18 protein-coding genes and 1 pseudogene are annotated in these 17,630 nt (G+C 68.6%); 10 read left to right on the top strand and 9 right to left on the bottom strand.

Translation table 11 applies throughout. From position 1 onward, the window contains the following. Positions 1-32 precede the first annotated feature (32 nt). From AC1RRW_RS00095 to AC1RRW_RS00075, 5 genes are all read right to left on the bottom strand, one after another. A complete protein-coding gene (locus AC1RRW_RS00095) occupies positions 33-665 on the bottom strand; it encodes a LysE family translocator (RefSeq protein ID WP_492897966.1) in 633 nt (210 codons plus the stop codon). Continuing rightward, a complete protein-coding gene (locus AC1RRW_RS00090; RefSeq protein ID WP_492897964.1) occupies positions 662-1,147 on the bottom strand; it encodes a metallopeptidase family protein in 486 nt (161 codons plus the stop codon). The genes AC1RRW_RS00095 and AC1RRW_RS00090 overlap by 4 nt, the downstream gene beginning before the upstream one ends. Further along, the gene (locus tag AC1RRW_RS00085; RefSeq protein WP_492897962.1) at positions 1,147-1,392 is read right to left on the bottom strand and encodes a hypothetical protein; all 246 of its coding nucleotides are present in this window, start codon (positions 1,390-1,392) and stop codon (positions 1,147-1,149) included. The genes AC1RRW_RS00090 and AC1RRW_RS00085 overlap by 1 nt, the downstream gene beginning before the upstream one ends. Positions 1,393-1,417: 25 nt before the next feature. Then, complete coding sequence (gene leuC, locus AC1RRW_RS00080; protein ID WP_492897960.1) at positions 1,418-2,833, bottom strand: 3-isopropylmalate dehydratase large subunit; 1,416 nt, start codon at positions 2,831-2,833, stop codon at positions 1,418-1,420. A gap of 103 nt (positions 2,834-2,936) precedes the next feature. Further along, positions 2,937-3,113 carry a hypothetical protein gene (locus AC1RRW_RS00075; RefSeq protein WP_492897958.1) on the bottom strand — a complete coding sequence of 59 codons (177 nt, stop codon included), beginning with the start codon at positions 3,111-3,113 and terminating at the stop codon, positions 2,937-2,939. 171 nt (positions 3,114-3,284) lie between these two features. Here AC1RRW_RS00075 and AC1RRW_RS00070 point away from each other — a divergent pair, with 171 nt between their 5' ends. Next, positions 3,285-3,683: a hypothetical protein gene (locus tag AC1RRW_RS00070; protein ID WP_492897956.1), complete on the top strand. Its 399-nt coding sequence runs from the start codon at positions 3,285-3,287 to the stop codon at positions 3,681-3,683. 87 nt (positions 3,684-3,770) lie between these two features. Here AC1RRW_RS00070 and rplS read toward each other — a convergent pair whose 3' ends face one another. Then, positions 3,771-4,166 (bottom strand): 50S ribosomal protein L19, encoded by a 396-nt coding sequence (gene rplS / locus AC1RRW_RS00065; protein WP_492897954.1) that lies wholly within the window; start codon positions 4,164-4,166, stop codon positions 3,771-3,773. A gap of 216 nt (positions 4,167-4,382) precedes the next feature. Here rplS and AC1RRW_RS00060 point away from each other — a divergent pair, with 216 nt between their 5' ends. The 9 genes and pseudogenes from AC1RRW_RS00060 to AC1RRW_RS00020 all read left to right on the top strand — a co-directional run bounded on the left by AC1RRW_RS00060 (position 4,383) and on the right by AC1RRW_RS00020 (position 15,130). Then, entirely contained in the window at positions 4,383-5,171 is a 789-nt protein-coding gene (locus tag AC1RRW_RS00060; RefSeq protein ID WP_492897952.1) for an SDR family NAD(P)-dependent oxidoreductase, read from the top strand. Between the two features lie 222 nt (positions 5,172-5,393). Continuing rightward, positions 5,394-6,341, top strand: a complete 948-nt coding sequence (locus AC1RRW_RS00055) for a sugar ABC transporter substrate-binding protein (protein ID WP_492897950.1) — start codon at positions 5,394-5,396, stop codon at positions 6,339-6,341. A gap of 126 nt (positions 6,342-6,467) precedes the next feature. Continuing rightward, positions 6,468-7,580 (top strand): ABC transporter permease, encoded by a 1,113-nt coding sequence (locus tag AC1RRW_RS00050; protein WP_492897948.1) that lies wholly within the window; start codon positions 6,468-6,470, stop codon positions 7,578-7,580. Between the two features lie 2 nt (positions 7,581-7,582). After that, complete coding sequence (locus AC1RRW_RS00045) at positions 7,583-8,383, top strand: ATP-binding cassette domain-containing protein (protein ID WP_492897946.1); 801 nt, start codon at positions 7,583-7,585, stop codon at positions 8,381-8,383. A 31-nt stretch (positions 8,384-8,414) separates the two neighbouring features. Beyond that, complete coding sequence (locus tag AC1RRW_RS00040; RefSeq protein WP_492897944.1) at positions 8,415-9,527, top strand: Gfo/Idh/MocA family protein; 1,113 nt, start codon at positions 8,415-8,417, stop codon at positions 9,525-9,527. A gap of 44 nt (positions 9,528-9,571) precedes the next feature. After that, positions 9,572-9,671, top strand: a pseudogene (locus AC1RRW_RS00035) (RidA family protein); the annotation flags it as partial. A 223-nt stretch (positions 9,672-9,894) separates the two neighbouring features. Beyond that, complete coding sequence (locus tag AC1RRW_RS00030) at positions 9,895-11,973, top strand: elongation factor G (RefSeq protein WP_492897942.1); 2,079 nt, start codon at positions 9,895-9,897, stop codon at positions 11,971-11,973. 158 nt (positions 11,974-12,131) lie between these two features. After that, positions 12,132-13,847: an AMP-binding protein gene (locus tag AC1RRW_RS00025; protein ID WP_492897940.1), complete on the top strand. Its 1,716-nt coding sequence runs from the start codon at positions 12,132-12,134 to the stop codon at positions 13,845-13,847. A gap of 113 nt (positions 13,848-13,960) precedes the next feature. Further along, entirely contained in the window at positions 13,961-15,130 is a 1,170-nt protein-coding gene (locus AC1RRW_RS00020) for a sulfite oxidase (RefSeq protein WP_492897938.1), read from the top strand. Here AC1RRW_RS00020 and mtaB read toward each other — a convergent pair. The 3 genes from mtaB to AC1RRW_RS00005 form a co-directional block, all read right to left on the bottom strand. Beyond that, entirely contained in the window at positions 15,127-16,401 is a 1,275-nt protein-coding gene (gene mtaB / locus AC1RRW_RS00015) for a tRNA (N(6)-L-threonylcarbamoyladenosine(37)-C(2))-methylthiotransferase MtaB (protein WP_492897936.1), read from the bottom strand. The genes AC1RRW_RS00020 and mtaB overlap by 4 nt on opposite strands. Then, positions 16,401-17,285 carry a diaminopimelate epimerase gene (gene dapF / locus AC1RRW_RS00010; RefSeq protein WP_492897934.1) on the bottom strand — a complete coding sequence of 295 codons (885 nt, stop codon included), beginning with the start codon at positions 17,283-17,285 and terminating at the stop codon, positions 16,401-16,403. Before dapF ends, mtaB begins: the two co-directional genes overlap by 1 nt. Positions 17,286-17,445: 160 nt before the next feature. Next, a partial coding sequence (locus AC1RRW_RS00005; RefSeq protein ID WP_492897932.1) for a hypothetical protein occupies positions 17,446-17,630 on the bottom strand: 185 nt, incomplete at its 5' end.

Raw genomic sequence — 17,630 nt, 5'->3', positions numbered from 1 at the left:
GGTGACGTTCATGACGCGATGGCCGGGGCGTTTCAAGACTGCGCCGTCAGGAGCCTGAACCCGGCAAAGGCGAAGACGGCCGACAGGCAGCCCTCCGCGCGACGTCGGACCCGGCGGTAGCCCGCGATCATCGACGGCGTCGAGAACAGCATGGCGTAGCCCTGATTGATCGCGAGCGAGATCAGGCCGCAGCCGACGACGATCGCGCAGACGACCGCGAGCGGCGCATCGGGGCGCAGGCCGAGCGCGATGATCGCCGTCCAGCCCAGGATCGCCTTCGGGTTGGTGAGGTGCATCAGGAAGCCGCGCAGCCAGGTCCGGCGGCCCGGCGCGACGGTCGGCGGGGGCGGCGGGTCGGTTCGCAGCGCCGAGCGGGCCGAACGCCAGGCCAGGAACAGCAGATAAAGCCCGCCGGCGATCTTGATCGCATGGAGCGCGCCGGGATTGGCCGCGATCAGGGCCGAGACGCCGAGCGCCGCCAGAATGCCCCATGTCAGCGAGCCGGTGGTGACGCCGAGCCCCAGGATCATGCCGGCGCGCCGGCCGCGCGCCATCGCGGTCGCCATCACCATCAGGTTGCTCGGGCCGGGGCTGGCGACCGCGAAGATCTGTGCGGAGTAGACCAGAGCCAGCTCGGGCCAGTGGCGGATGAGGTCGTCGATCATTCCTGCCGCTCCGCCTGCGCCTCGATCGCTTCCATGTCCTCGTCGGAGAAGCCGAAATGGTGGCCGATCTCATGCACGAGAACATGCGTCACGATATGGCCGAGGCTCTCGTCGTTCTCGGCCCAGTAGTCGAGGATCGGGCGGCGGTAGAGATGGATGGTGTTGGGCATCTGTCCGGTCTGCGGCGCGTAGCCCTGCTGCGGCAGGCCGACGCCGGAGAAGAGGCCAAGGATGTCGAAGGGGTTCTCGGCCTCGAGCTCCTTCAGCACGTCGTCCTCGGGAAATTCGGTGACGTTGAAGACGACGTCGGCGCAAAGCGCGCGGAACGCGTCCGGCAAGCGGTCGAAGGCGGCCTGCGCCAACACCTCGAAATCGGCGATGGCGGGGGCTTTCGCAGCATCCCAGCCGGTCGCCGCGCCGGCTTCGGCATGGGCGCTGCTGGAGGATGACGAGGCGGCGCCGACGGAGGGAACGGAGCCCATCACCAGACCTTCAGCTGGCGGCCGAGCCACCAGGCCAGCACGATGACGCCGAGAAGAGAGAGCGTGCGGCCGACGCGGCGGCCCCAGAGCTCGGCGGCGTTGCCTTCGGGCGCATCCTTCCCGGAGAAATGATCGGCGGCGCGCGCCATGGACGAGCCGAGGAAGCTCTCATTGTCGCGCTTGACGCGATCGAGCGCGGCCTGCGCCTCGGCCGCGCGGGCGGCTTCGCGGGGGTCGTTGGTCATTTTATCGATCCCCGCGAGGCACGCGTCACCCCATCGTCCTGACATCGACGAACCGGCCCGCCAGCGCGGCGGCCGCCGCCATCGCCGGCGAGACCAGATGGGTGCGGCCCTTGAAGCCCTGCCGGCCCTCGAAATTCCGGTTCGAGGTCGAGGCCGCGCGCTGGCCGGGCTTGAGCTGGTCGGGGTTCATGCCGAGGCACATCGAGCAACCGGGCTCGCGCCATTCAAAGCCGGCGGCGAGGAAGATCTTGTCGAGCCCTTCGGCTTCGGCCTGCTGCTTCACGAGGCCGGAGCCCGGCACGATCATGGCGTAGTCGAGCGAGCCCGCGATGGTCTTGCCCTCGACGATCTTGGCCACGGCGCGCAGATCCTCGATGCGGCCATTGGTGCAGGAGCCGATCCAGATCACGTCGAGCGGGATCTCGGTCATCTTCGTGCCGGCGATGAGGCCCATATAGTCGAGCGCGCGCTGCTTCGAGGTGCGCTTGACCTCGTCCTCGATCAGGCTCGGATCGGGCACCGCGCCCGCCACGGAAACGACGTCCTCCGGGCTCGTGCCCCAGGAGACGATCGGCGGGAGGTTGTTGGCGTCGAGTTTTACGATGCGGTCGAAATGCGCGCCCGCGTCGGAGACCAGCGTCTCCCAGTAGCGCTGGGCCGCATCCCAGGCCTCGCCCTTCGGGGCCATGGGCCGGCCCTTGAGATAGGCATAGGCCTTCTCGTCGGGAGCGATCATGCCGCCGCGCGCGCCGCCCTCGATCGACATGTTGCAGACCGTCATGCGGCCCTCCATCGAGAGGGCGCGGATCGCCTCGCCGGCATATTCGATCACCGAGCCGGTGCCGCCGGCCGTGCCGATCTCGCCGATGATCGCAAGCGTGATGTCCTTGGCGGTGACGCCCTCGGCGGCGACGCCGTCCACCTGGACGAGCATGTTCTTCGCCTTCTTCTGGATCAGCGTCTGGGTCGCGAGCACATGCTCGACCTCGGAGGTGCCGATGCCGTGCGCCAGCGCCCCGAAGGCGCCATGCGTCGAGGTGTGGCTGTCGCCGCAGACGATCGTGGCGCCGGGCAGGGTGAAGCCCTGCTCGGGGCCGACGATGTGGACGATGCCCTGGCGGATATCGAGCTCGTTGAAGTACTGGACGCCGAAGTCTCTGGCGTTCCTCGCCAGCGCCTCGACCTGGATGCGGCTCTCCTCCTCGGCGATGCCCTTGGAGCGGTCGGTGGTCGGGATGTTGTGGTCGACGACAGCCAGCGTCTTGTGCGGCGCGTGGACCTTGCGCCCAGTCATGCGCAAGCCCTCGAAGGCCTGCGGGCTCGTGACCTCATGGACGAGATGGCGGTCGATATAGAGCAGGCAGGTGCCATCCTCCTGCCGGTCGACGACATGGTCGTCGAAGATCTTGTCGTAGAGGGTCTTGGGTGCGGAAGTCGCCATGGCGATAAGCCTCGATGTCGTGAAAGCGGTCTTGAAAAAGGAAGGTCGATGCGCGGAGCCGGCACGCGCAACGCATCGCCTGTCGCCGGCCGCAGGGCCGGTCTCAGGCGCGCGTAAGGCCCGCGGCGATCGAGGCCGTGAAGCGGCCGAAGAAGCGCCAGGGCAGCCGGGCATGGTCGTGCAGCGCCGCGAACCCTTGCGTCGTCGGCATGCGGCGCGGGCGCGCCTCGCGGCGGACGATGCGGCGGCTGCCGTCCGCGCTCTGTCGGGCTCTCGTCATGGCGCGGTTCTAACAGTTCCAGAGTGCGGCGGCAACGAAGCGTAAGCCGGGCAGGGCGGCGGATGGAAGGCTTCGCCGCCGTTTCGCCGCGTGCGTCGGGTCCGGCCTGCTGCTATGCAGGGTTGGCGAGGCGGCGCGGCGACAAGCCGGCAACGGGACAGGCGAGACGAGATGCTGCGGTTCTTTCCCTTCATGGTTGTGGCGGTCGTCGCCTATGCCGTTCCCGTCGCGATCACCGGCGTGCCGCTGGCGCGCGAGCTCGTCGGGTTCAACCTGCCGTCCGGCGCGCGCTTCGTGCTGACGACGAGCGAACTCGTGCTCTCGATCGCCACGATCGTCCTGTTCTTCGAGATCATGAACGCGACCAGCGCGAAATCGAGCTCGATCCTCAATCACGGCCTGTCGATGCTGGTCTTCATCGCCTGCTTCGTCGGCTTCCTGCTGATCCCCGGTTTCGGCACCGGCACCTTCCTGATCATCACGCTGATGGCGCTGGTCGACGTGGTGGCGGGCTATTCGATCTCGATCCTGACCGCGCGGCGGGACATGACGTTCGGAAATCAGGAATAGGTTTGTTCTCCCCAGCCAGGGGGCGAGCGAAACGAAAAACGCGGCCCCGAAGGACCGCGTTGAACCTCTTCCGCCGAAGCCTGTGGCTTACTTGGCGGCGGCCTTGGCGTCCTTGCCGCCCTTGGCCTCGACGCGCTCGGCGATGCGGGCCGACTTGCCGCGGCGGTCGCGCAGGTAATAGAGCTTGGCGCGGCGCACCTTGCCCTTGCGGATGACCTTGATCGAATCGAGGTTCGGCGAGAACAGCGGGAAGACGCGCTCGACGCCCTCGCCATAGCTGATCTTGCGGACGGTGAAGCTCTGGTTCAGGCCGCCGCCATTGCGGGCGATGCAGACGCCCTCATAGGCCTGGACGCGGCTGCGCTCGCCTTCCTTGACCTTGACGTTGACCTGCACGGTGTCGCCGGGCTGGAAATGGGGGATGTCCTTGCCCTCGCTCAGGCGGGCGACCTGCTCGGCGTCGAGCTGCTCGATGATGTTCATGGCTTTTCTCCGATGCCGTTGTCGCGTGTGTTCACGCGGGCGTTACGGCGCGCTGTTTTAAGTTGAGTGCGCGGGCCATACAGGAGGGCGCGCGGTTTGTCGAGCGCAGGCCTTTCGCAAAAGCGGTTTGGCCGGCAAGACGGCATTTGGCCTGACGCCGGGCGCTGTGCATAGGCTGCTTGCAAGCATGACAACAGCTTGATGGGTCGAAACGGCATGTCCGAGCATTCCAATCCTGTCGCCCTCGTCACCGGCGCGGCGCGGGGCATCGGCCTCGCCACCGCCAAGCTGTTCCTGGAAGAGGGCTGGCGGGTCGCGATGCTCGATATCGAGAGCGAGTTGCTGGCGGAAGTCGTGGCGGGGATCGCGCGGCCTGATGACACGCTGGCGCTGGCCTGCGACCTCGGCGATCCCGCGCAGATCACCGCCGCCTTCGCCGCGCTCGCCGCGCGCTTCGGGCGGCTCGACGCGCTGGTCAACAATGCCGGCACGGCGGTGTTCAAGCCGCTTCTGGAGACGACGCTGGAAGAGTGGAACCGCGTCATGGCGGTCAACCTGACCGGGCCGTTCCTGACCACGCAGGCAGCGGCAGCCATGATGGCGGGGACGGGCGGCGGCGCGATCGTCAACGTCACCTCGATTTCGGGCCTGCGCGCCTCGACCTTGCGCGTCGCCTACGGCACTTCGAAGGCGGCGCTCGCCCATCTGACCAAGCAGCAGGCGGCGGAGCTCGCCTCGCTCGGCATCAGGGTCAACGCGGTCGCGCCTGGCCCGGTCGACACCGCGATGGCCAAGGCGGTGCACTCGGCCGAGATCAGGGCCGATTACCGCGACGCCATCCCGCTCGCCCGCTACGGGCTGGAGGAGGAGCTGGCGCAGGCGATCGCGTTCCTGTGCGGCGACAAGGCGAGCTACATAACCGGGCAGGTCCTGGCGGTCGATGGCGGCTTCGACGCGGTCGGGATCGGGCTCGCAACGCTCAGGGGCGAGCGGCGGAACCGCTAGGTCGCACGCTGGCGCGCCCGGTCATCGAATAGCGTCTGGCAGGAAGGCGGGGGGACGGTTTCCGGAGCGCGGGCCGATTATTGATACCGAATGGAACAAAAATTCCAAAAAAATTAAGGAATGGAATTTTTGCTTGATTTTCGCTGACTGCCCTCTAGCCTCCAGCAGGCCACCTGCAACATCGAGCATGCGATGGGTTTCCGCGTGGCTAGGAGGAAGGTCATGAGAGGTTCCATCAGAGTTGCGCTCGGCGCCGCGCTCGTCGCGGGGTCGGTCTTCGCCGGTCTCGGCGGCGCCTTCGCCAAGGACATCAGGCTGATCGCCGTCACCCACGGCCAGGCCAACGATCCATTCTGGTCGGTCGTCAAGAACGGGGTCACGGCCGGCGCCAAGGATATGGGCGTCGCGGTCGATTACCGCGCGCCAGAAAGCTTCGACATGGTGGCGATGAGCCAGATCATCGACGCAGCCGTGAACCAGAAGCCTGACGGGCTGATCGTCTCCATTCCCGACGCCTCCGCGCTCGGACCCGCGCTCAAGAAGGCGGTCGCCGCCGGCATCCCGCTGATCTCGATCAATTCCGGATCGGATGTCTCGAAGCAGCTCGGCGCGCTGCTGCATGTCGGCCAGGACGAGTACGGCGCCGGCAAGGCGGCGGGCGAGAAGCTGAAGGAGTCGGGCGGAAAGACGGCGCTCTGCGTCAACCAGGAGGTCGGCAACGTCTCGCTCGACCAGCGCTGCAAGGGCTTTTCCGACGGCTTCGGCGGGAAGACGACGGTCCTGCCGGTCTCGAACGACCCGGCCGACGTGCGCGCCAAGGTCAAGGCGGCGCTGAGCGCCAACAGCGCCGTCGACACCATCATGGCGCTCGGCGCGGGCACGGCCGGCGAGCCCTCGCTCGCGGCGGTGAAGGATGTCGGCCAGACCGGCAAGATCAAGGTCGCGACCTTCGATCTCTCCGCCGGCTTCCTCAAGGCGGTCGCCGCGGGCGAAGCGGAGTTCTGCATCGACCAGCAGCAATATCTGCAGGGTTACCTGCCGGTCGTCTTCCTCGCCAACAACGCGAAGTTTGGCCTGATCCCCGGCGGAAACGTGCCTTCCGGCCCGAATCTGATCACCAGGGAGAAAGCCGCCCAGGTGGTCGAACTCTCCGCCAAGGGCATCCGCTGAGGCGTTGCGCGCCCGGCCAAGGCGGCTTGCCGGACCACCGGCAAGGCGCGGCCCGCTCCAGCGCTCCTGCAGTTCTATGATCCTGAACTCCTGAACGAAGCGGTCGAACCCGCTCGGTATAGGGCCATGTCCAGCGTTCAAACCCAATCCAACCCGGCGGACGAGCGGCTCCGGCGCGCGAGCGTGACGGCTCAACTGATGCGGCGGCCCGAACTCGGCGCGCTCGGCGGCCTCGTGCTCGTCGTGGTGTTCTTCGCCTTCACGGCCGACCGCTCGATGTTCTCGCTGTCGGGACTGATGACGATCCTGGCGCCGGCGTCGCAGCTCGGCATCCTGGCGATCGCCGCGGCGCTCCTGATGATCGGCGGCGAGTTCGACCTGTCGATCGGCTCGATGGTCGCCTTCGCGGGGCTGACCTTCGGCGTGTTCCTGACGATGCTCGGCCAGCCGCTCTGGCTCGCGATCCTGGCGACGCTGGCCTGCGCCGCGCTGATCGGCATGGTCAACGGCCAGATCGTCATCCGCACGAGGCTGCCCTCCTTCATCGTCACGCTCGCCTTCCTGTTCATCCTGCGCGGCTTGACGCTGGTCGGGCTGAAATGGGCGACGGGCGGCTCGACCCAACTGCGCGGCATCGAGAGCGCGGCGGGCGAGGGCATCCTGAAATCGCTCTTCTCGGGCGTGGCCTTCCAGCCGGTCTTCACCTGGTTCGCGGGCAAGGGCCTGATCGAGACCTTCCCGAACGGGGTGCCGAAGGTCAGCGGCGTGCCGGTCTCGGTGGTCTGGTTCGTCCTGATCGCGGCGCTGGCGACCTGGGTCCTGCTCCGGACCCGGCTCGGCAACTGGATCTTCGCCGTCGGCGGCGATCCGCAGGCGGCGCGGAATTCCGGCGTGCCGGTCGACCGGGTCAAGACCGGGCTGTTCGCGCTGACGGCCTGCGCCGCGGCGCTGGTCGCGATCATCACCATACTCGACGCCGGCTCGACCGATGCGCGCCGCGGCTTCCAGAAGGAGTTCGAGGCGATCATCGCGGCCGTGATCGGCGGCAGCCTGCTGACCGGCGGCTACGGCTCGGCGATCGGCGCCTTCTTCGGCGCGGTGATCTTCGGACTGGTCTCGATCGGGCTGACCTATACCCGCTTCGATTCCGACTGGTTCCAGGTCTTTCTCGGCACGATGCTGCTGATGGCGGTGCTATTCAACAACTTCATCCGCCGCAAGGTCACGGGGGAGCGCTGATCATGACCGACGCTCCCGCCGCGCCTGTTCCGCCCGTGATCGAGGTCAGGGACATCGTCAAGCATTACGGCTCGGTCATCGCGCTCAACGGCGTCTCGATGTCGGTCTCGGCCGGGGAGGTTCTCTGCCTGCTCGGCGACAACGGCGCCGGAAAATCGACGCTGATCAAGACGCTGTCGGGCGTGGTCAGGCCGTCGAGCGGCGACTTCCTGATCGAGGGCAAGCCGGTCAATTTCGCGAGCCCGCGCGACGCGCTCGATGCCGGCATCGCCACGGTCTACCAGGATCTGGCGATGATCCCGCTGATGTCGATCACGCGCAACTTCTTCATGGGGCGGGAAGCCTGCAAGGGCGTCTTTCCGTTCCGCCAGATCGATTTCGCGCTGTGCGACGCGGTGACGCGCGAGGAGATGCGCAAGATCGGGATCGATATCCGCGACCCGAACCAGGCGGTCGGCACGCTGTCGGGCGGCGAGCGGCAATGCGTCGCGATCGCCCGGGCGGTCTATTTCGGCGCCAAGATCCTGATCCTCGACGAGCCGACCTCGGCGCTCGGCGTGGCCCAGACCTCGATGGTGCTGAAATACATCCATCAGGTCCGGCAGAGCGGGCTCGGCATCGTCTTCATCACGCACAACGTCCGCCACGCCTATGCGGTCGGCAACCGCTTCACCATCCTGAACCGCGGCAAGACGCTCGGCACCTTCGCCAAGAGCGACATCGCGATCGACGACCTGCAGAACCTGATGGCCGGCGGCAAGGAGCTGCAGGCGCTTTCGGCCGAGCTGGGCGGAACCATCTGAGACCGGCTCAGGCGTTTTACGGATCGGAACTATGCGCAGCATCGGGGTCGGCCTCATCGGCACGGGCTATATGGGCAAGTGCCATGCGCTGGCCTGGAACGCGGTCGCCGCGACCTTCGGCACGGATCTGCGGCCACGCCTCGTCCATCTCGGCGATGTCTCGCACGAGCTTGCCCGCGAGCGGGCCCGCGCCTTCGGCTTCGCGCGCGGTTCCGGCGACTGGCGCGCGGTGATCGCCGATCCGCAAGTCGAGATCGTCTCGGTGACGGCGCCCAACCAGTTCCATCGCGCCATGGCGATCGCGGCGCTGGAGGCCGGCAAGCATGTCTGGTGCGAGAAGCCGATGGCCATCGCCTTCGCCGACGCGCAGGCGATGGCGGAGGCCGGCGCCCGCAGCGGCCGGCTTGCCGTGCTCGGCTACAACTACATCCAGAGCCCTGCCTTCCGGCAGATCGAGGCGCTGGTGGCGGCTGGCCGGATCGGCCGGCTGACGCAGGTTCGGGTCGAAATGGACGAGGATTTCATGGCCTCGCCGGAGATGGCGTTTTCGCACAAGCACGAGGCGACGTCCGGCTATGGCGCGCTGGACGATTTCGCCGTGCATCCGCTCTCGCTGCTGCAGCGGCTCTGCGGCCTGCCGCTGCGGGTGACGGCGGCGGAGAGCAGGCCCTTCGCCGGGCTCAAGGACACCGGGGGGCGGGAGCGGCAGGTCGAGACCCACGACATCGCCGCCGCGCTGCTGCGTTTCGCCGGCGGCCTCGACGGCACGCTCATCGTCAACCGCGCGGCCTGGGGGAGAAAGGGGCGGATCGCCCTGCAGCTCTTCGGGACGGAGGGGTCGATCCTGTTCGACCAGGAGCGGGCCAACGAGTTCCAGCTCTATCTGCGCTCGGACGCCGCCCATGAGCAGGGCTTCAGGACGGTGCTCGTCGCGCCGGTCCACCCGCCCTACGGGCAGTTCATGCCGGCGCCGGGCCATGGGCTGGGCTTCAACGAGCTCAAGGTGATCGAGGCCTCCGAGATCCTGAACGCGCTGGACGGCAAACCGGCGCGATTGACCGACTTTGCGCAGGGGCTGGAGATCGAGCGCGTCGTGCACGCCATGGCCCGCTCGGCGCGCGAGGGCGGCTGGGTCGATGTTTGAGCGGCTGGCTGGGGAGAACCATCGATAACATGCGAGGCGTATGTCGACAGCCCTATCCAAACTGGGCGGCGGTCGGCGTGAACGGGCTGGCCGGTTTCGATTTTCGAGATCAAGGCCATCGCGCGCCTCCCGCAGGCCGCCTGACCGCGTCGCCGCGACGGGCGCATAATTGACTTGCGCCCGTCGCCGAACGGCGCGAACCTCGCCATCGACATCCCTCTTCGACGGCCGCCCGACTCCGTCGGGCCGGAGCGACCGCCGCCCGACCGGCGTGGGCGCTCGCTTTTCCACGCTCCGCCGGCCTTCCCGCCGCGCGCGACCGGACTTCGTCTCCGATCCGGCGGCTCACACCCGAAGGAGGACGAAGATGAGCCAATCCACCCGGAGCGCGGGAGCCGCCAACGGCGTCAGAGGCGAGGGGCCGCGATGCATCGCGCTCGTCGGTCCCTTCCAGAGCGGCAAGACGACCCTGCTCGAAAGCATCGTCGAACGCTGCGGCGGCTTGTCCCGCGCCGGCTCGGTCAAGGCCGGCAGCAGCCTGGGCGACGCCTCGCCTGAGGCGCGCGCGCACCAGATGAGCACGGAGCCGAACGTCGCGACCGTCGATTTTCTTGGCGAACGCTTCACCTTCATCGACTGCCCCGGCTCGGTCGAGTTCCTGCACGAGATGCGCCATGTCCTGCCGGTGGTCGACGCCGCGGTCGTGGTCTGCGAGGCCGACGACCGCAAGACCCCGGCGCTGGAACTCGTGCTGCGCGAACTGGAGGAAGCCGATATCCCGCGCTTCCTGTTCCTGAACAAGATCGACAGCGCGACCCGCCGCGTCCGCGAGACGCTCGGTCTGCTGCAACGGGCCTCGCGCACGCCGCTGCTGCTGCGCCAGATCCCGATCTGGAAGAACGGCATCGCGGTCGGCTTCATCGACCTCGCCCTGGAACGGGCCTTCATCTATCGCGAGCATGCGCCGAGCGAGATCGTGCCGCTGGCCGAGACCGAGCTCGGTCGCGAGAAGGATGCTCGCTTCTCCATGCTGGAGACGCTCGCCGACCATGACGACGCGCTGATGGAGGATCTGCTCGGCGACATGGAGCCGCCGCGCGACCGCGTCTTCGACGACCTCGCCCGCGACTTGCAGCACGGCCACGTCGTGCCGGTGCTGATCGGCGCGGCCGAGCGCGGCAACGGCGTGACGCGGCTGCTCAAGGCGCTGCGTCACGAGGCGCCGGGCCTCGGGACGACGCGCGGGCGCATCGGCGTGGTCGATGACGGCGCACCGCTCGCCCAGGTGGTCAAGACATGGCATTCGAGCCATGGCGGCAAGGTCTCGCTGGCGCGGATGCTGCGCGGCCGTCTCGCCGAGGGCGACGTCGTCACCGCATCCGGCGGGGCCGAGGCCCGCATCGCCGGCGTGGTCGAACTGAAGGGCTCCGAGCAGAGCCGCCGGCCCACCGTCGAGGAAGGCGAGGTCGCCGGGTTGCTGCGGCTGGAGGGCGTCGCGACCGGCGAGGCGCTGGCGCCGGGCAAGGTCAGGCCGCCGCTGATCACATCGATCGCGCCGCCGGAGGCCGTGCACGCGCTCGCCGTCTCGGTGAAGGACCGCAAGGACGATGTCCGGTTGGCCGCGGCGCTCTCGCGGATCGCGGAGGAGGACCCGGCGCTGGTCGTGGCGCAACTGCCGGAATTCGGCGAGACGCGGCTGTCCGGGCAGGGCGAGATGCATCTGCGCGTCACGCTGGAGCGGCTCGCCGGCCGCTATGGCGTCGCCGTCGAGAGCGGGCCGCCGCAGATCGGTCATCGCGAAAGCATCAGGGGCAAGGCGTCCGCGCGGGGCCGGCACCGCAAGCAGAGCGGCGGGCACGGGCAATATGGCGACGTCGTGCTGGAGATCGAGGCGATGCCGCGCGGCGAGGGCATCCGCTTCATCGACAAGGTCGTCGGCGGCGCGGTGCCGCGCAACTACATCGCCTCGGTCGAGGCCGGGATGCGCGACTATTGCCGGCAAGGCCCGCTCGGCTTTCCGCTGGTCGATCTCGCGGTGACGCTGACCGACGGCTCGCATCACAGCGTCGATTCCTCCGACATGGCCTTCCGCCAGGCGGCGCGGATCGCGATGGCGGAGGCGGCGCCGCAGGCCAAGCCGGTGCTGCTGGAGCCGGTGCTGATGGTCGAGGTGGTGGTGCCGTCCGAGGCGATGTCGCGGGCGTCCGCGATCGTGTCCAGCCGGCGCGGCCAGATCCTCGGCTACGATGCGCGGCCGGGCTGGCGCGGCTGGGACCAGATCAACGCCCTGATCCCGGAGGCGGAGATGGCCGGGCTGATTGTCGAGCTGCGCTCGGCCACGGCCGGCGTCGGCTCGTTCTCGGCGCGCTTCGACCATCTCGCCGAACTCGCCGGGAAGCCGGCCGACGCGATCGTCTCGGCCCATGCCATGGCGCATGCGCGTTGAAGGGAGTGCGTCGAAAAAAGGTTCATATCTAACCCTTGCGCTGCATTTCCGGCGACGGGCGCTTGCGTCCGTCGTCGCGGTTTCGCACTGTGTGATCAGGAAAACAGTCCGCAACGGTCGCCTCGGCGGCCGAATGCGGGGGCAAGGGAGAAACGATCATGAACGCGATGAGCGGCGCGCCGACGAAATCCGAGCAGCGCCCCTGGCTGGCGCATTATCCCGAGGCCGTGCCGGCGCAGCTGGATCCGAGCAAGGTCGGCACGCTGGCCGACCTGATCCGCAAAGCCTGCGCGGACTATGCCGACCGGCCGGCCTTCGAGAGCTTCGGCAAATCGATCTCCTTCGCCGAGACCGGCCGCGCCGGGCAGGCCTTCGCCGCCTGGCTCCAGTCGAAAGGCTTCAAGAAGGGCGACCGGATCGCGCTGATGATGCCCAATATCCTGGCCTATCCGGCCACGATCTTCGGGGCGCTGCTCGGGGGCTTCACCGTGGTCAACGTCAACCCGCTCTATACGGCGCGCGAGCTGACGCACCAGCTCAACGATTCCGGCGCGCGGGCGCTGGTCGTGATCGAGAATTTCGCCCATGTCGTCGAGGAGGCGCGGCCGAACCTGAAGCTGGAGGCGATCGTGATCGCCACCGCCGGCGACCTGATGGGCTTCAAGGGCACGATCGTCAATTTCGTCGCGCGCAAGGTCAAGAAGGTGGTCAGGCCCTTCAGCCTGCCGGGCTCCGTGGCGCTGAAGGGCATTCTCGCCGGCCCCGCCGCGATGACGCCCGTGACGGTGGCGCCGGACGACATCGCCTTCCTGCAATATACCGGCGGCACCACCGGCGTCGCCAAGGGCGCGACCCTGAGCCACCGCAACGTCGCCTCCAATGTCGAGCAGGTCGCCGCCTGGCTCGGCTGGGCGCTGGAGCCGCCGCTCGGCAAGAGCGGCTATCAGCACGTCATGGTGACGGCGCTGCCGCTCTACCACATCTTCGCGCTGACCTGCTGCTGCATGGTCATGCTGCGGATCGGCGCCAAGAGCCTGCTGATCGCCAATCCGCGCGACATCGCCGGCTTCGTCAAGACGCTCAAGACGAGCCGGATCACGCTCTTCTCCGGCGTCAACACGCTCTACAACGCGCTCGCCAACCACCCCGAGATCAAGGACGTGAATTTCTCGGAGCTGCGTTTCGCGGTCGCCGGCGGCATGGCGACCCAGGCCGCCGTCGCCAAGCGCTGGCGCGACGTCACCGGCAAGCCGATCGTCGAGGGCTACGGCCTGTCCGAGACCTCTCCCGTCGCCTCGATCAACCGGCCCGATATCGGCGACTTCACCGGCACGATCGGCTATCCGCTGCCCTCGACCGATTTCGCCATCCGCGACGCCGAGGGCAACGACATGCCCTATGGCGAGCCGGGCGAGATCTGCATCCGCGGGCCGCAGGTGATGGTCGGCTACTGGAACCGGCCCGACGAGACCGCCAAGGTGATGACGCAGGACGGCTTCTTCCGCAGCGGCGACATCGGCGTCATGCAGTCAAACGGCGAGACCAGGATCGTCGACCGGATGAAGGACATGGTCCTGGTCTCGGGCTTCAACGTCTATCCCAACGAGGTCGAGGACGTGCTGGCGAGCCACCCCGGCGTGCTGGAGGCGGCGGTGATCGGCCTGCCGGACGAGCATTCCGGCGAGGCCGTGACCGCCTTCGTGGTCAAGAAGGACGAGGCGCTGACGGCCGACGTCCTGCGCGGCTTCTGCAAGGCGAACCTGACCGGCTACAAGGTGCCCAAGCAGATCGTCTTCCGCGAGAGCCTGCCCAAGACCAATGTCGGCAAGGTGCTGCGCCGGGCGCTGCGCGAGGAGGTCGCCGCGCAGGGGTAACGCGCGGCCTGGGCGGATTGCCCATCGCTGCCGGGCTGGCTAGCCTTAAGCGCCGACCGGGCTGCTTCGCGGCAGGCTGCGCCAGCCCGTGAGTCCATGGCTAAGGAGACCGCTTGCCCCGCCGCCTCGTCGAACTGCCGCTGCTGCGCCGCCTCAAGCCCGGCCTCTTCGTCCATGACGAGGAGGCGCTGAACGCCGAGCCGGCGCTGGATCTGCTCGACGAGGCGATCACGCCGGTCGACGCCTTCTTCATCCGCAACAATGGCGACCTGCCGCAAACCGGCCCGGCCGAGGCCTGGCGGCTGACGATCGACGGCGAGGTCGAGCGGCCGCTGGTCTGGTCGGTCGCGGAGCTGCGCCGGCGTTTCGAGATCGTGACCGAGACGGCGGTGCTGGAATGCGCCGGCAACGGCCGCTCGCAATTCTCGCCGGCGACCGACGGCCTGCCCTGGCGGCTCGGCGCGATCGGCTGCGCGCGCTGGACCGGGATCCGGCTTCGCGACGTGCTGGAGGCCTCGGGCGTCAAGGCGAGCGCGGTCTATACCGGGCATCATGCGCCGGACCGCCAGATCGCCGATCCGTCGAAGCCGGCCCTGTCGCGCGGCTTGCCGGTCGCCAAGGCGCTGGCGCCTGAGACGCTGATCGCCTTCGCCATGAACGGCGAGCCGTTGCCGGCGCTGCATGGCGGGCCGCTGCGCATCGTCGCGCCGGGCTTTCCGGGCTCGGCCTGGCAGAAATGGCTGGAGCGCGTGTCCCTGCGCCCGGTCGAGCATGACGGCGAGAAGATGCGCGGCACCAACTACCGGCTGCCGCTCGTGCCGGTGAAGCCTGGCGAGGCGCCAGACGAGAGCCGCTTCGCCGTGATCACGGACATGCCGGTCAAGTCGCTGATCACGCGGCCGGCGCACGGCTTCGTCGCGCCCGTCGGGGAAGCGCTGGAGGTGGCTGGTTTCGCCTGGAGCGGAGCGGTTCCGGTCGCAGATGTGCAGGTCAGTTGCGACGGCGGGACGAGCTGGGTCGAGGCCGCGCTGGAACCGGGGGAAGGGCCGTTCGCGTGGCGGCGGTTCCGGGCCGAGGTTCCGGTCAAGGAGGCCGGGCCGCTGCTGGTGATGGCGCGGGCCCTCGATGTCGCCGGCAATGCCCAGCCGCTGGAGATGGCGTGGAACCCGCGCGGCTACTGCAACAACCAGGTGCAGCGGGTGTGTGGCGCGGCGCGTGCAACCCGTGACGCCGATCGAGCCGCGACCCCTGGCCTTGCAAGAACAAAAGGGGTTTTCTCTTAAGCCGTGATCAGCGCCTTCTCGTCCAACCCCTGCGCCGATACTTCCACAACCTCCCCCGCAGCGACATCCCGCCCGAACCGCACCAGCGTGAAATCCTCGGCCCGGCCAGTGTTGCCGCGTTCGGTCAGCACCGAGAGCGGCCGGCCGATGCGGGCTTCGAGATGGCGGGCATGCGCCCGGGCCGCCGCCTCGCGCAGGCGCGCCGCGCGCTCCGAAACGAGCGCGCCCGTAAGCTGCGGCATGCGGGCGGCCGGCGTGCCGGGGCGCGGCGAGTAGGGGAAAGCGTGGACGTAGGCGAGATCGCAGTCCTCGATCAGGTCGAGCGAGCGCTGGAACATCGCCTCGTCCTCGGTCGGGAAACCGGCGATCAGGTCGGCCCCGAAGGCGACCGCCGGACGAAGCGCCCGCATCTCGGCGCAGAAACGAATGGCCTGATCGCGGCTGTGCCGGCGCTTCATCCGCTTCAGGATCAGATCGTCGCCCGCCTGCAGCGAGAGATGCAGATGCGGCATCAGGCGCGGTTCGGTCGCGATCGCGTCGCGCAGGATCTCGTCGATTTCGACGGCGTCGAGCGAGGAGAGACGCAGGCGCGGCAGCTCCCGCAAGTCGCGCAGGATGGCCTTGACCAGTGCGCCGAGGGTCGGTTCGCCGGGCAGGTCGTGGCCGTAGCTCGTCAGGTCGACGCCGGTCAGCACGATCTCGCGGACGCCGTCCTCGGCGAGGCGGCGGCACTGGTCGAGCACGGCCGACGGCGTCAGCGAGCGCGAGCGGCCCCGGCCGAAGGGGATGACGCAGAAGGTGCAGCGATGGTCGCAACCGTTCTGGACCTGGACGAAGCCGCGGGTGCGGTTCCGCGCGCGCTCCTGCAGCGCCGGTTCGAGTGCGGTTTCGGTCATGATGTCGCCGACCGCGATCTTGTCGACGGGGCTCGCGGCGTCGCCGCGATGCAGGCTGTTGGAGCGGGCGAGCGCGGCCCAGCTCTGCGGCCGCAGCTTCTCGGCGTTGCCGAGCACGCGCGCGGTCTCGGGCATGGCGGCGAAGGTGGCGGGGTCGATCTGCGCGGCGCAGCCGGTGACGACGACCGGGCGGCCGGGCTCGACGCGGGCGAGCCGGCGCACGGTCTGGCGCGCCCGTCTCACCGCCTCCGAGGTGACGGCGCAGCTGTTGACGATCGCGATCTCTCGCAGGCCCGCCAACTCGGCCTGCCGCCGGATGGTCTCGCCCTCGACGATGTTCAGCCGGCAGCCGAAATTGACGAGTTCGACCGCCATCAGGCCGAGCGCCCGAACAGTTCGGGCTCCAGCACGCCGTCCCATTCGAACTCGACCGGGCCGGTCATCAGGACATGGCCGTCGCGCTCCCGCCATTCGACATCGAGATCGCCCCCTGGCAGGCTCACGGTCGCCTTGCGGGCCGAGAGTTCGCGCCGGACGGCGGCGACCAGCGCCGCGCAGGCGCCGGAGCCGCAGGCCTGCGTGATGCCCGCGCCGCGCTCCCAGACGCGCAGCACGATATGATCCGGCGCGGTCACGGCGGCGAGCTCGATATTGGCGCGGTCGGGGAAGATCGGGTGGTTCTCGAGCAGCGGGCCGATCTGCGCGAGATTGAAGCGATACGGGTCTTCGACGAAGAAGACCGCATGGGGATTGCCCATGTTGACGGCGCAGGGCGTGTGCAGGACCGGATCGTCGATCGGGCCGATCTGCAGCTCGAAACGGGCCGTGTCGTGGAACGGCTCGGCGAGCGGGATGTCCTCCCAGCCGAGCTTCGGTTCGCCCATGTCGACGGTGAAGACGAGGTCGCTGTCGCGGAAGGCAGGCAGCAGACCCGCCTTCGTCTGGAGCGTCAGGCTGGTCTTGGTGGAATCGCCCATCACGGGGTCGGCGATCATCGCCCAGGCGACGCAGCGCGTGCCGTTGCCGCAGGCGCCGGCCTCGGAGCCGTCGGTGTTGTAGATGCGCACGAAGGCGTCGGCGCCGGGCGTGGCGGAATCGTGCAGCACCATCAACTGGTCGAAACGCGCGCGCGGCTCGGCGGCGATGGCGCGGGCGTCGCCTTCCGACACGCGCAGCGTCGTGCCGCGCAAGTCGAGCACGGTGATCTGGTTGCCGAGGCCGTTCATCTTCAGGAACCGGCGCTGCGCGAGGGCGTTCATTGGTCACAAGTCCTTGGCATTCGCGACCGTATAGAGCGAAGCGACGTGAAAAAGCCATCGTCGGCGCTTCGCTTAGGCTGTCTCGGCCGTTCCGCGGAGAGATGGATGGTTTATGTTGCGCTGCAAGCGCGCGAATCGAGCTGGCTTTCCGCCCAGCCGATCAGGATTTGGCGATCGGGATCATGACGATGCGGCACTCACGGATCAGCATTCTGGCGCTCCTCGCAGGCGTCGCCTCGGCGCTCGCGTCGCCGGCGTTGCTCGCGCAGAGCCGCGTCGCGCCGCCGACGCCGGTCGAAGCCGCGCCGCTCCCGCCGCCGCCCGGCGCCGTCACGCCTGCGCAAG

It is taken from the genome of Allobosea sp. GW821-FHT12C12, assembly GCF_058807355.1.
The sequence above is the reverse complement of the archived record's forward strand: the minus strand, read 5'-3'. Positions and strand labels throughout refer to the sequence as shown.

Coding starts and splice junctions, on each gene's coding strand:
- AC1RRW_RS00095 (WP_492897966.1), bottom strand. CDS start 665: ATGATCGACGACCTCATCCGCCACTGGCCCGAGCTGGCTCTGGTCTAC.
- AC1RRW_RS00090 (WP_492897964.1), bottom strand. CDS start 1,147: ATGGGCTCCGTTCCCTCCGTCGGCGCCGCCTCGTCATCCTCCAGCAGC.
- AC1RRW_RS00085 (WP_492897962.1), bottom strand. CDS start 1,392: ATGACCAACGACCCCCGCGAAGCCGCCCGCGCGGCCGAGGCGCAGGCC.
- leuC (WP_492897960.1), bottom strand. CDS start 2,833: ATGGCGACTTCCGCACCCAAGACCCTCTACGACAAGATCTTCGACGAC.
- AC1RRW_RS00075 (WP_492897958.1), bottom strand. CDS start 3,113: ATGACGAGAGCCCGACAGAGCGCGGACGGCAGCCGCCGCATCGTCCGC.
- AC1RRW_RS00070 (WP_492897956.1), top strand. CDS start 3,285: ATGCTGCGGTTCTTTCCCTTCATGGTTGTGGCGGTCGTCGCCTATGCC.
- rplS (WP_492897954.1), bottom strand. CDS start 4,166: ATGAACATCATCGAGCAGCTCGACGCCGAGCAGGTCGCCCGCCTGAGC.
- AC1RRW_RS00060 (WP_492897952.1), top strand. CDS start 4,383: ATGTCCGAGCATTCCAATCCTGTCGCCCTCGTCACCGGCGCGGCGCGG.
- AC1RRW_RS00055 (WP_492897950.1), top strand. CDS start 5,394: ATGAGAGGTTCCATCAGAGTTGCGCTCGGCGCCGCGCTCGTCGCGGGG.
- AC1RRW_RS00050 (WP_492897948.1), top strand. CDS start 6,468: ATGTCCAGCGTTCAAACCCAATCCAACCCGGCGGACGAGCGGCTCCGG.
- AC1RRW_RS00045 (WP_492897946.1), top strand. CDS start 7,583: ATGACCGACGCTCCCGCCGCGCCTGTTCCGCCCGTGATCGAGGTCAGG.
- AC1RRW_RS00040 (WP_492897944.1), top strand. CDS start 8,415: ATGCGCAGCATCGGGGTCGGCCTCATCGGCACGGGCTATATGGGCAAG.
- AC1RRW_RS00030 (WP_492897942.1), top strand. CDS start 9,895: ATGAGCCAATCCACCCGGAGCGCGGGAGCCGCCAACGGCGTCAGAGGC.
- AC1RRW_RS00025 (WP_492897940.1), top strand. CDS start 12,132: ATGAACGCGATGAGCGGCGCGCCGACGAAATCCGAGCAGCGCCCCTGG.
- mtaB (WP_492897936.1), bottom strand. CDS start 16,401: ATGGCGGTCGAACTCGTCAATTTCGGCTGCCGGCTGAACATCGTCGAG.
- dapF (WP_492897934.1), bottom strand. CDS start 17,285: ATGAACGCCCTCGCGCAGCGCCGGTTCCTGAAGATGAACGGCCTCGGC.